General features: G+C 73.7%; 10 protein-coding genes. 4 read left to right on the plus strand and 6 right to left on the minus strand.

Annotated elements, in window-relative coordinates:
• Positions 1-124 precede the first annotated feature (124 nt).
• The 3 genes from ACGF3J_RS10090 (at position 125) to treZ (ending at position 4,529) form a co-directional block, all read left to right on the plus strand.
• Positions 125-1,573, plus strand: a complete 1,449-nt coding sequence (locus tag ACGF3J_RS10090; RefSeq protein ID WP_393853851.1) for a coproporphyrinogen-III oxidase family protein — start codon at positions 125-127, stop codon at positions 1,571-1,573.
• Positions 1,570-2,646 carry a DUF1152 domain-containing protein gene (locus ACGF3J_RS10095; protein WP_393853852.1) on the plus strand — a complete coding sequence of 359 codons (1,077 nt, stop codon included), beginning with the start codon at positions 1,570-1,572 and terminating at the stop codon, positions 2,644-2,646. Before ACGF3J_RS10090 ends, ACGF3J_RS10095 begins: the two co-directional genes overlap by 4 nt.
• Positions 2,647-2,783: 137 nt before the next feature.
• Positions 2,784-4,529 (plus strand): malto-oligosyltrehalose trehalohydrolase, encoded by a 1,746-nt coding sequence (treZ, locus tag ACGF3J_RS10100; RefSeq protein WP_393853853.1) that lies wholly within the window; start codon positions 2,784-2,786, stop codon positions 4,527-4,529.
• Between the two features lie 32 nt (positions 4,530-4,561).
• Here treZ and ACGF3J_RS10105 read toward each other — a convergent pair whose 3' ends face one another.
• Complete coding sequence (locus ACGF3J_RS10105; protein ID WP_393853854.1) at positions 4,562-5,506, minus strand: aminoglycoside phosphotransferase family protein; 945 nt, start codon at positions 5,504-5,506, stop codon at positions 4,562-4,564.
• 55 nt (positions 5,507-5,561) lie between these two features.
• Positions 5,562-6,692, minus strand: a complete 1,131-nt coding sequence (locus ACGF3J_RS10110) for an aminopeptidase P family protein (RefSeq protein ID WP_393853855.1) — start codon at positions 6,690-6,692, stop codon at positions 5,562-5,564.
• Positions 6,693-6,862: 170 nt separating this feature from the next.
• Between ACGF3J_RS10110 and ACGF3J_RS10115 the strand changes: the two genes are divergently transcribed.
• Positions 6,863-7,615 carry a metallophosphoesterase gene (locus ACGF3J_RS10115; protein WP_161329744.1) on the plus strand — a complete coding sequence of 251 codons (753 nt, stop codon included), beginning with the start codon at positions 6,863-6,865 and terminating at the stop codon, positions 7,613-7,615.
• Here the strand turns inward: ACGF3J_RS10115 and ACGF3J_RS10120 are convergent.
• The 4 genes from ACGF3J_RS10120 to ACGF3J_RS10135 all read right to left on the minus strand — a co-directional run bounded on the left by ACGF3J_RS10120 (position 7,608) and on the right by ACGF3J_RS10135 (position 12,449).
• Positions 7,608-8,204 carry a PDZ domain-containing protein gene (locus ACGF3J_RS10120; protein ID WP_161329745.1) on the minus strand — a complete coding sequence of 199 codons (597 nt, stop codon included), beginning with the start codon at positions 8,202-8,204 and terminating at the stop codon, positions 7,608-7,610. The two genes, ACGF3J_RS10115 and ACGF3J_RS10120, sit on opposite strands and share 8 nt — an antisense overlap.
• Positions 8,205-8,279: 75 nt before the next feature.
• Positions 8,280-10,466 (minus strand): germacradienol/geosmin synthase Cyc2, encoded by a 2,187-nt coding sequence (gene cyc2 / locus ACGF3J_RS10125; RefSeq protein ID WP_393853856.1) that lies wholly within the window; start codon positions 10,464-10,466, stop codon positions 8,280-8,282.
• A 95-nt stretch (positions 10,467-10,561) separates the two neighbouring features.
• The gene (locus tag ACGF3J_RS10130) at positions 10,562-11,770 is read right to left on the minus strand and encodes a damage-control phosphatase ARMT1 family protein (RefSeq protein WP_393853857.1); all 1,209 of its coding nucleotides are present in this window, start codon (positions 11,768-11,770) and stop codon (positions 10,562-10,564) included.
• 31 nt (positions 11,771-11,801) lie between these two features.
• Complete coding sequence (locus ACGF3J_RS10135; RefSeq protein WP_161329748.1) at positions 11,802-12,449, minus strand: ScbR family autoregulator-binding transcription factor; 648 nt, start codon at positions 12,447-12,449, stop codon at positions 11,802-11,804.
• Between the last annotated feature and the right edge of the window lie 33 nt (positions 12,450-12,482).

The raw sequence follows: 12,482 nt of genomic DNA on the forward strand, positions 1-12,482 counted from the left end.
CAACGAACTGGCCAGTAGAAACGGGGTATTTGGTGCGCCTGTCTGATGGAGTCGCACAAGTGTCCCGTGGTCGGATCGCCACGCCGGAAGAACCGCGCCGCGCCACCCACGGGAAGGCAACACCGTGTCCAGCAGTCTGCACCAGCAGCTCGCCGACCACATCGACCAGGGCGTCATCCCGCCCTACCAGTACTCCTACCCGCCTCGGTCCACCTACCGCCCACTCCCCGAGGGCAAGTGGAGCGTCCGCGACGTGTGGGAGAAGGACCTCTCCAACCACCAGGTGCCGGAACTCAACCTCTACCTGCACGTCCCCTTCTGCGACCGCAAATGCGGGTTCTGCAACCTCTACACCGTCATCAGTACCGACGAGGACGTCTACGACGCGTACACCGACGCTCTCTGTACCCAGATCCGCGACCACGCGGAGATCATCCAGGCCCGGCGGTTACGCACCATCTACATCGGAGGCGGTACTCCCGCGCTGCTCAAGCCCCGCCACTTCGAGCAGATCTTCGGCACCATCGGCGAGGTCTACCCCAACTGGCGTTCCACGGCCGAGGAGGTCGCCGTCGAGGCGACCCCGTCGTCGATCGCCGACGCGCCGGACGAGTTCAGGGCCCTCATCGACATGGGCCTCACCCGCGCCAACGTCGGCATCCAGTCCCTCGTCCCCCGCGAGATCCGCGAAGCCGGCCGGGGCGGTGAGGACGAGGACGTCATCCGCCGCGCGGTCCGCACCGCGCACGAACTGGGCCTGCCCGACCTGTCCACCGACCTGATCATGGGTTTCGCCGGGCAGACCCCCGAGACCTGGCGGCAGAGCGTGGACGAGCTCGCCGCGCTCCGGCCCACCACCATCAGCACCTACTTCCTCACCGTGCGGCCGGACGCCTGGTTCTCCAAGACTGGCGCCTACCAGTACATGTGGCAGCCCGAGCTGTACGAGCGCTACGACTACGCCCGCAAGGTCTTCCTCGACCACGGGTACGTCCAGGAGGGCTCCGTCCGCTACAAGAAGCCCGGCCGCGGCGGCTACGCGCAGAAGGTGCTCACCTTCCACGGCGTCCCCCTGCTCGGCCTCGGCGTAGGCGCCCGCTCCTACACCAGCGTGCTCGACTACATGTGCGGGAGTGTGAAGCCCTCGACGGCCGAGGTCGCGGAGTACATCAGCAAGGCGCGGAACCACGAACTCGTCCCCGTCACCGGCTTCGAACTGAACGACGAGGAGATCGTCCGCAAGCGGCTCGTCCTCGACACGTTCGACCTCGACCTCTCGGAACTGGACCGTTTCGGCTACCAGCGGCACGCGGCCGAGTTCGAACCCGTCCTGGAGGCGGCCGAGTCCAACGGGCTCGTCCACCGCCTCGGCAGCCGTGTGCAGCTGACCCCCAAGGGGTTCAAGTACCGCGACATCCTGTCGTGGATGTTCTACTCCGGGCCCGTCAAGGACCTCGACCGCGAGTACTACGAGAGCCTCCACGCGGCGAACGCGCGCGCCCGGAAGAACATGGGGGCGACGCCGGTCCGGATCACGGGCGTCGACCTGCGCGAGCGCGAGGGAGCCGCGTGAGCGATCTGTACGTCGCGGCGGGCGGCGGAGGGGACCCCGTCGGGACGCTGATCGCGGCCCGCGCCATCGGCGGCGACCGGGCCGGCCCGCCGCTGATCGCCACCTACGCGTGGGAGCGCCCCGAGGTCGATCCGACCGCCGCCCTCCTCGGGGCCGGGGACTTCGAGGGGCTGGTCCGGGAAGCGGCGGCCGACGGGGGCGGCTTCGGTGCCTTCACCCCGGCCACGCGTGTGCGCCCGCCGGCCGGGTCCACCATGCCCGGCCTGGCCCGGGACCTGCCCGCCCGGCTGCTGCTGCTCGACCCCGCGGCGGGACTCGCCGCCCTGGCACGGCAGATCGCGTCGATGGCAGCGGCCGCGGGCGGCCGGATCCACGTCGTCGACGTCGGCGGCGACGTCCTGACCCACGGCGACGAGCCCGCCCTGTGCAGCCCGTTCGGGGACGCGCTCACCCTCGCCGCCTGCCGGCTCACCGGTGTCCCCACCACCGTGCACGTCGCGGGGCCCGGCCTCGACGGTGAGATCGAGGAGCGGACCCTTCTCGAACGCCTCGCCACCAGCCGTCCCCTCGTTCCCGACCGCGACGCGGTGGCGGCGGCGGCCCGCGCGCTGGCCTGGCACCCCTCCGAGGCCTCCGCGCTGTGGGCCGCCGCCGTCCTCGGAGCCCGCGGTACCGTCCGCACCGTCCGCAGCAGCGCCATCCGGCTCACCGACGCCTCCCCGGGCCTGTACCCCCTGCCACTCGAGACTGCCGTCGGCCACAACCCGGTCGCACGGACCCTCGTCGAGGAACGCCCGGAAACCCTGCGGGCCGCGGCCGACGTCTCCCACCGGCTCACCGGAATCCCCGGGCTGGCGAGCGAACACCCCGGCATGCCCCGGCGGAACCCGCCCGCCGGAGGGACACCCCCTCCCGACCGGGACCGGGCCGTGAAGTCCCTCCGCGAAGCGGCCGGCGGCGCCGACCACATCACCCTCCGGTACGCCGCCCGCGCACTCGGCCTCACCTGGCGGGACATCCCCGCCCTCCGCACCGTCCTCGGCAGCCACACCCCGCTGCTCCGGCTCACCTGACGCGCCAGGACGACCGTCCCCGCGCGCGGTACGGCACGACACCTGCCGCGAGCGGGGGCAATCCCTTAGCGGACCGCTCCCCCATGAAGGACCATGGACGGGCTACATCACGGTGAGCAGACGAAGGGGAACCGTCCGTGCAGTTCGAGGTGTGGGCACCACAGGCCGGCCGAGTGACGCTGGAGTGCGACGGCGCCACGCGCGCGTTGGAGCGCGATCCCGAGCGGCCGGGGTGGTGGTGCGGGGAGAGCGAGGCGCGTGACGGCTCGCGGTACGGCTTCGCGGTGGACGACGGGCCGGTGCTGCCGGATCCGCGCTCGCGACGGCAGCCGGACGGACCGGACGGGCTCAGCGCCGTCGTCGACCACGGCCGGCACGCGTGGCGCGCCGAATGGGCGGGGCGGCCGCTGCCCGGCGGCGTGCTGTACGAGCTGCACGTGGGCACGTACACGCCGGAGGGCACGCTCGACGCCGCCGCCGAGCGGCTCGGGCAGCTGGCCGAACTGGGCGTCACTCACGTCGAGCTGATGCCCCTGTGCCCCTTCCCGGGCCGGCACGGCTGGGGGTACGAGGGGGTCTCGCTGTGGGCGGTGCACGAGCCGTACGGCGGGCCCGAGGCGCTGAAACGGTTCGTCGACCGGGCGCACGAGCTGGGTCTGGGCGTGGTCCTGGACGTGGTGCACAACCACCTGGGCCCGTCCGGCAACTACCTGCCTGCCTTCGGCCCGTACTTCACCGACACCCACCACACGCCCTGGGGCGTCGCCGTCAACCTGGACGCGCCCGGCTCCGACGAGGTGCGCGCGTATCTCGTGGACAGCGCGCTGGCGTGGCTGCGGGACTACCGCGTCGACGGACTGCGCCTGGACGCGGTGCACGCCCTGGTGGACACGCGCGCGTCCCACTTCCTGGAGCAGCTGTCGACCGCGGTGGACGAGCTCGCGGCCGACCTGGACCGCCCGCTGTTCCTGATCGCCGAGTCCGACCTCAACGACCCGCGGATCATCACCCCGCGCGCGGAGGGCGGCCTGGGCGTGCACGCGCAGTGGAACGACGACTTCCACCACGCCCTGCACACCGCGCTGACCGGGGAGTCGCAGGGCTACTACGCCGACTTCGCGCGCGACCCGGTGGCGGCGCTGGCCAAGACGCTGTCCCGGGGCTACTTCCACGACGGCACCTACTCCAGCTTCCGCGGGCGCGGTCACGGCCGTCCGCTGGACCGGGGGCGGGTGGCCGCGCACCGGCTGACCGGCTACAGCCAGACCCACGACCAGATCGGCAACCGCGCGCAGGGCGACCGGCTCGCCGCGCTGGTCTCCCCCGGCCTCGCGGCCTGCGCGGCCACGCTGACGCTGACGGCGCCGTTCACGCCGATGCTGTTCATGGGCGAGGAGTGGGCCGCCGGGACACCTTGGCAGTTCTTCACCGACCACACCGACCCGGAGCTGGCGGAGGCCGTACGCAGCGGCAGGCGGCGGGAGTTCGCCGCGCACGGCTGGAAGGAGGAGGACGTGCCCGACCCGCAGGACCCGGCGACGCGCGAGCGCTCCTGCCTCGACTGGTCCGAGCCGGAGCGCGAGCCGCACGCGCGCGTACTGGACTGGTACCGGCGGCTGATCGCCCTGCGCGCCGAGCAGCCGGACCTCACCGACCCCGACCTCGCCGACACCAGGGTGGCGTACGACTCCGGGGCGCGCTGGCTGGCCTTCCGGCGCGGCGACGTCCGGGTGGCCGTCAACCTGGGCCCCGAACCGGCTCTCATCCCGCTCGGCAGCCGCCCCGCGCGCGTGCTCGCCGCGTGGGAACCGGTGGAGGGGCCGGGCCCGGACGGGATACTGCGGGTGCCGGGCGAGTCGAGCGTGGTGCTCGAACAGCAGTGACGGGGCCCGGCCTCGCTGTCGGGGCGGCGCGCTCAGCCGGGCGCGTCGTCCGTGCCGTCCCCGTCGTCCTCGCGCAGCTCCGTCACCCGTTCCAGCAGGATCGGCTCCCAGGCGCGCCGCAGCCGGGTCCTGAGCAGGGGCAGGTCGGTGGCGGAGCGTCCCGCGAGGGCGTCGGCGAGCTGAACGGCGGTGTCGCAGCGGGCCAGCCACAGGCCCCGCAGGCAGGGCCGGGCGCCGTACCCGGCGAGCGTGGCGGCGCGCACCGCGGCCGGTGAGCCGACGGAGAGCGCCAGTCCGGCGATGTCCTCGGCCGGGTCCCCGACGACGGAGTCGGTCCAGCCGAGGACGCCGCGGACCCGGCCGTCGGCGCTGACCACCAGGTGCTCGCCGGTCAGTCCGTGGTGGACGAGGACCGCCGCACCCGGCTGTGCGCCGAGCTGGGCGGCCGCCTGCCGGGTGAGCCGCTCCGGCCGCGTGGCGTCGAACTCGTCGGCCTCGGCGAGGCGTCCGGCGGCCCGCTCGGCGATCCCGCGCAGCGCCTCCAGGGAGCGCGGGGCGGACCGGGGAACGCCGAGGGTCTCGGCCTGGCGGACCGGCACCTCGCGCACGGCGGTGAGCAGCGCCGCGAGATCCGCCTCGCCCAGGGCGGACACGTCGTGGTCCTCGCCCGAGCCGCCGGGCACCTTGGCGTCCAGCGTGTAGGTCAGCCCCGGCGCCCACTCGCCGTGCGCCACGCTGGTGGGCACCGCGACGGGCAGGTACGGCCGTACCAGCTCGCGCAGGCGCAGCTCGCGGCGCTGGCGCACGGCCGCGTCGCGGTCGGGGGCCAGCCGCAGCACGTGCCGGTCGCCGACCCACCAGGTGGCGGGTCCCGTGCCCGCGGCGACGGGCCGTACGTCGGGTCGTGTACTCCCGCCCAGCAGGGAGCCGACCAGTCGGCGGACGGTGTCCGCGGTGGGTGTCGGTGCCTGGGTCATGGTCGCGCCGTCGTCCTCCGGGTCGGCCGGGGCGGTCGGGTCCTGCTGTCGCCGGTCACTCCACCACGACCAGCTCCCGGGTGGTGTCGTTGAAACGCCGGCCGCCGTCCTGCGTGACGGTGACGATGTCCTCGATGCGTACCCCGAACCGGCCGGGCAGATAGACGCCGGGCTCGACGGAGAAGCACATGCCGGGTACGAGGGGCCGTTCCTCGCCCTCGATCATGTACGGCGGTTCGTGCGTGGTGACGCCGATGCCGTGCCCGGTGCGGTGGATGAAGTACTCGCCGTACCCGGCGTCGGCGATGACCGCGCGGGCGGCCCGGTCGACGTCCTGGCAGGCGGCGCCGGGCCGCACCGCCCGGAAGCCGGCCTCCTGCGCCTCGCGGACCAGGTCGTGCACCCGGCGCTCCTCGTCGGTGGGTTCGCCCACGTGGACGGTGCGGGAGGTGTCCGAGCCGTAGCCGTCCTTCAGGCCGCCGAAGTCGAGGACGACCATGTCGCCGTCCTCGATGACGCGGTCGCCGACCTCGTGGTGCGGGTTGGCGCCGTTCGGTCCGGAGGCGACGATGGTGAAGTCGACCTGGGAGTGGCCGAAGCCCAGCAGCAGGCCGGCGAGGTCGGCGGCGACCTCGGACTCCCGGCGGCCGCCGAAGCGGACGGTGCGGATCTCCTCGAACGCGGCGTCCGCCGCCGCGCCGGCCGCCGCCAGCAGTTCCAGCTCCGCCGCGTCCTTGACGGCGCGCAGCATGGGCAGCGCCTCGGTGAGGGAGGCGTAGGAGGTGCCGGGCAGGGCGCTCTGCAGGGCCAGCAGGTGCATCGCCCAGGCGTTGTCGCTGATGCCGAACCGCCCGGATTGGTCGAGGAGGGCGGCGGTGGCGGCGTACGGGTCCTTGCCGTCGGTCCAGTCGCGCAGGGTGAGGGCGGGCGCGCCGGTCGCCTTCGCCGCGTCGGGGGCCTCCAGCGTGGGGACGACCAGTACGGGGTCGCGGCCGGGGGTGAGGACGAGCAGCGTGAGCCGTTCGGTGTCCGCGGTGGGCGCGTAGCCGGTGAGCCAGACGAGATCCGGGCCCGGCGCCACCAGCAGCCCGGCGAGACCCGCGTCGGCGGCGGCGCCCGCGGCGCGCTCCATGCGGGCCCGGTAGTCGTCGGCGGTGAAGGAAGCGGCGGGCCTGCGGCCGGTCATCCGGGCCTCCCGGGGCGAAAGAGTGAAGGGACCACGGGCAGCATCCTGCCCGCAGCGCGGGGGCGGCGCGAGCCGATTGGCATTGATCGACCGACCCGGCTAATGGTTTGATGCGTTGAAAGCATTAGCCAGGGGGCGTCCCGTGCGGGCGCCCGCAAGGAGGGGGAACCGTGCTCGTACTCGCGCACATCAGCGATCTTCATCTCGACGGGAGCGCGCGCTCGACCGAGCGCGCCGCGCGGGTCCGTGACCACCTGTGGCGACTGCCGGGGCGGGTGGACGCGCTGCTGGTGACCGGGGACATCGCGGACCACGGCACCGAGGCGGAGTACGAGGAGGCCGCCGCGCTCCTCGGGCTGCGCGACGGCACCGCGCCGTTCCCCGTGCTGACCTGCCCGGGCAACCACGACGTCCGCGCCCCCTACCGCAAGGCCCTGCTGGGGCTGCCCGCCGCCGACGGTCCGGTCAACGAGGTGCGTGTCCTCGCCGGCGGCGCGGTGCTGATGTGCGACTCCAGCGTCCCGGGGAGCGACGAGGGGGAGCTGGACGAGGAGACGTACGGCTGGATCGAGTCGACGCTCGACGGACTCGGCGACCGCCCGGCGCTGCTCGCCTTCCACCACCCGCCGACGCCCCTGCACCACCCCCTTCCCGACTCGTACCCGCTGCGCCGGCCCGAGCGCCTCGCCGCGCTGCTGGAGCGGCGGCCCCGGGTCGCCGGGCTGATCACCGGGCACGCCCACACCCCCGCCGCCACCGTCTTCGCCGGGCGGCCCGTGATGGTCGGCCCCGGGGTGACCTGGACCCTGCGGCTGCCCTGGGAGGGCGAGCAGGTCGCGGACCGGGACGCGCCGGTCGGGCTGGCCTACCACGTGCTGGACGACGCCGGACGGCTCACCAGCCACTTCCGCACCGTCACGTGACGACACCCGGTACGGCCGTCAACTGCTGGTAGCCGCCGCTCTCGTGGCGGACGGTGATCCTCACGTCCTTGCCCGGCCGTGCGCGGGCCACCGCCCGTGCGAGGTCGGCGGCCGAGTCGACGCGGGTCGTGCCGAACGCCAGCAGCACGTCACCCCGGACCAGCCCCGCCGCGTACCCGGGGCCGGGCACGTGGACGCCCACGACCAGGGCTCCCGGCTTCACGTGGTCCACGGCCTCCACGCCGAGGGTCGCGGCGGCCCGGGCCGGGGAGGGGGACGCCGCCGCCGACGGGGGCGCGGGGGCGGTGAGGGAACCGGTCCGGTCCCCCGCCCCCGGGCCGGGCCCCGATGCCGCCGACCGCTGTTGCAGTGCGGCGAGTTCGCTCATGCCGATCACCGTGGCACCCACCGTGCCCAGTCCCACGCCCGCCAGGAGCAGCACGACCGCGGCGGACACGCCGAGCAGCACGGTGGTCAGCCGCCGACGGCGCCGGCGCCCGGCGTGCGGACGCCGGGGGCCGTCGGGTTCGGTGCGGGCGGCCGGTTCCCGGCCGGGCATCGGTTTGGGCCGCAACGCTGTCTGTTCCATGGATCGCCTCCGGCAGGTGCTCTACCCGGCGCACCGGCGCGTGACGAGCCACGAACGAGTGAGACTGAACGCCGGTCAGGGCGTCGGCACGAGGGACCCCCCGGGCGAGGGCAGGGGCGGGGCCGGGATCCGGTCGGGGAGGAAGCCGTGGGTACGTCCCGCCAGGTACTCGGCCTTGTAGCGCGGGACGCTCCGGTGCCAGTTGAGGATGCCGGCCATCCAGTTCTGCAGGTCGGTCACATAGCCGCGCATGATGCCCCGGGCCTCGTCGGAGAGCTGGAAGTCGTCGTACACGACGGGCAGTTCGTGCGCGACGACGTGCTCGAACTGGCGCATGCGCTGGTTCATCAGGTCCTGTACGACCCGCAGGGCGGCCGGGTAGTCGACGCCGAAGAAGTTCTGCACGACGAGGACCGCGTTGTGGATCTCGCCCTCGTACTCGATCTCCTTCTGGTACGAGAAGACGTCGTTGAGCAGGCAGGCGTAGTCGATCGCCGCGTTCTCCAGGGAGCGGACCGGACCGCTGCGGTAGACCTCGGGCGGGACGGCGGGCCCGTGTCCGGCGCGGCACAGGCCCAGCGTGAGGTCCGAGCCGAAGGTGGCGCGCCGCATCTCCAGGTAGTCCACCGGGTCGGGGACGCGGTTCTGGATCTGGTTGGACAGCTCCCACACCCAGGCCTCGGTCATCTTGTCGACGGCCGCTTTGAGGGGGCGCCGCTCGTCGGGCGTCATGCCGGCCGTCGTGCGCGCCCAGAGGTCGGTCAGGGAGCGCTCCATGGCGTTGCCGGGCGGCGGGACCGGTTCGCCGTCGAGCGGCATGCAGGCCGAGAGCCGGGCCGTGGTCAGCCGGGCGGCAGCCAGGTCGCGGCGGTGGCCGTAGACGAGCGGGTAGTAGTCGTCGCCGTAGGTCCCGAAGGCCAGCCAGTCGGAGGCCAGGTCGAGCTGGTCCTGGGTGGCGTCCGGGTCGAGACCGGCGGCGCACAGGGGGAGGTCGCAGCTCGCGAGCTTGTCCTCGTCCCAGACGCCCTCGCCGAGGATGCCCATCCGGTGCGACCACGCGAGCAGATGCCGCCTGGAGCCCTCCAGGGCGGGGCTCAGCTCCAGCGGGTACGGCATGCGGATGTCGGGGATGACCGACGGGCCGACCTTCTGGAAGGGGACGTGCGTGTAGGGCCGGGCCCGCCGGGCGGCGGTGGCGGCGAACAGGGCGCCGACGTCGGCGGCGGCCGTGCCGGGGCCGGTGAGCGCCTGCCACCCGGCGACGGGCCGCGCGCCCTTGTTCATGTACCGGCTGGAGCGCATGTGCCATTCGTGGCCGCCGGACTGCCAGTCCTGGAGGCCCTTGGCGTAGGCCCCCACGGCGGCGGCCTCGGGCGGGGTGAGTCCGTTCTCCAGGGCCACCGCGGGCACTTCGGTGAAGGCGGTGTGCTCGAACTGGTGCAGGCGGGAGGTGAGGACGTCGTTGACCAGTTCGGCGGCCTCCTGGGTGGTGCAGCCGAAGAAGGTCTCCAGGACCAGCACCCCGTTGCTCAGCTCGCCCTCGTCCTCGACCTCGCGCTGGTAGGAGAAGAGGTCGTTGCGCAGGTGCACGGCGTCGGAGAACGTCTCCATCAGCACCCGGAGCGGCCGGGACCCGGCGACGGCCGCGGGCACCTCGGCGGTCGCGTACTCCACGAGCCCCGCCGACCAGGGGGCGCCGCCGACCTTGCGGCGCATCTCGATGTACTCGACGGGGTTGGCGATCCGCCCCTCGTTGATGTTGGACAGCTCCCACAGGGACTCGTTGAGCAGGTGCTCGGTCGCGACGGCGAAGCGGCGGCGCCAGCCGGCCGACATCGCGGGCACCGTGCGGGTCCAGAGGTCGGCGAGACCGGCCTCGACCGGGTTCTCCGGCTCGGGCATCCCGGTGGAGAGGTCGAGCGGCATGAACAGCGGCAGCCGGTCCAGGTGGGCCTTGCCCCCGACGCGGTCCTGGGTGCGCTTGAACCGCTCCAGGAAGTGGTCGTCGAAGAAGAAGACCCACACGTACCAGTCGGTGATGAGGGAGAGCGCCGGCCCGTCGCAGTCGGGGTGGGTGTAGGCGCAGAGCAGTCCGTAGTCGTGTGCGTCGAGGTCGGACTGCTCCCAGACCTCGGAGCCCTCCAGCATGCCCATCTCGCGCGCCCACGCCGTCGAGTGGGCGCGGGCCTCGTCGAGATGCGGGTTGAGCCGCGCGGGATGCGGCAGGTAGAAGTGCGGGAGTTCGAAGGGCTGTTGCGTCATGGCCCGGCCCTACCCACGGCCCCGAGGGCACATCCACCCGGCGGCACATGATCACACCATCGCGTGAAAGAGCGCGGAACGCGGGAACTCCGCGCTCAGGTCCTGACCTGGATCAGGGCGTGCGTTCCGCCGGTCCGCCAGCGCGGCTCCCCGCCGGACTCCAGCGCCTCCTCGGTCTTCCCCGACAGGCCGGTGATCACATCGGACTTGAGGGTGCGCAGGGCGGCGACGGGACCCGGGAAGTACGCGGTGACGTCCGCGAAGGGCGTGGTCGGCGGCCACCACCGGTCGCCCACCAGGCGGCGGTAGTTCAGGTCGCCCTTGAGGACGGTGACGGTGGCTTCGGCGAACTCCGCGCGCAGGTCGTCGGGCATGTCCGCGTACGGCAGCGGGGCGCAGGAGAACGGGTGGGCGCGGACGGTGACGCGCCCGTCCCGCAGCGCGGTCCAGAGCCGCCGCCCGTACTCCTCGGCCGTGCCGCCCGCCGCCACCAGCCGCCGCAGCGCGTCGAGCAGGTCGGCGGGCGTGGCGTCGGAGACGTAGTACGGATGCGGCTTGACGTGCAGGACCGCCCGGTCGACGCGGCCCTCGGCGAGCAGGTGGGAGACGAGGAGCAGGTCGGGGACGAGTTCGCGCCCCGCGTTGTCGGCGACGAGGCACAGCGTCCTCGGCCCCGCCGTGCCCGGCCCTGCGGAGGGCGGAAGCAGGGACCACAGGGCGTCGCTGTCGTCGCACACGAGGGCCTCCACCTGCTCCCCGGTGCCGGTGCCGCCCTCGGAGAGGCGGAAGCCGAGGTCCGCCCGGTTGCCCCAGAGCGAGCCGTGCAGCAGGGCCCGGGTCCGCTCGTCGGCGGACAGGGCGGCGAGGCCGTCGAGCGCGGCGAGTTCCTCGTCCGTCGCGGGGTCGTCGAGTTCGGCGAGCTTGGCCGGCCGGAAGGGGTCGACGCCCTGCCAGGTGCCGGGGGCGAAGTACCCGACGGCGTCGAGGAGCCGCCGGTAGAAGTGGCTCTCGGCCCACAGCCAGGGCACGTCGTACCAGGAGCGGCCGGCATACGCGTCCAGGCCCCACCGCGCCCAGCGGTCCCGGTCGCCGGGGTCGGCGTCGGCGGGGAGCGGTTCGATCACGCCGTCGGCGCCGCTCGCGAGCAGCGCGTCGAGGGCGCGCAGCCGGTCCGGGCCGTGGGGGAACGCGTCGCGCACCTGCCGGACGATGGCGGGGTGCCGGTCGGCGAGCACACCGTGCGGGAAGGACCCGGGCTCGTCGCCGACGATGACGGGGGCGGGCGCGGACGGGGTGTCGGGCATGCGCCTCACCGTACCGCGCGGGCCGCTGAGCTCAGGCGGACACGGTCTCGCGCTCCAGGCGCGCCGCGAGGGTGACGTAGCGGGCGCGCCGGGTCACCGGCACCATGCCGCGGATGAGGATGTGCCACATCTCGGCCAGGCGGCGGGGCTGGCGCCCGGCCGGTTCCAGGGTCCCGCTGACCACGCGGGTGCCGACGATGGAGCAGACGAGGGTGTGGGCGACGGAGTCGACGTCGATGTCCGGATGCAGGTCGGACTGCCGGACGGCGTCGAGGAGCCGGGAGGTGGCGATCTCCCGCCACTCGGTGAAGGGGTGCGGCAGCGGCGGCCGTACCGGCACGCCCGCGGTGGCGAGCCGCAGACCGGCGCGGAGCACCGGACCCTCCTCGCACAGCCGGGCCATGCCGAAGGTGAGGCGCATCAGCGCCTCCAGCGAGGTGTAGCCGCGCCCGCCCAGGTCCGTGGCGAGTTGCCGCGAGGTCCTGGACTGGATCTCCATGATGGCGTGGGCGAGGTCTTCCTTCGCCGCGAAGTGGAAGTACAGGGCGCCCTTGGTGACCCCGGCGTGGGCCACGATCTCGCTCAGACTGGTCGACTCGTAGCCGTGACGGTCGAACAGGTCGGCGGCGGCACCGACGATCGTCGCGCGGGTCTGCTCGGCGCGTAGCTGCCTCGCCATCGGCTGAACTCTCCTGGGCTGGAACTCAACAGA

It is taken from the genome of Streptomyces sp. NPDC048171, assembly GCF_043202655.1.
Lineage (GTDB): Bacteria > Actinomycetota > Actinomycetes > Streptomycetales > Streptomycetaceae > Streptomyces.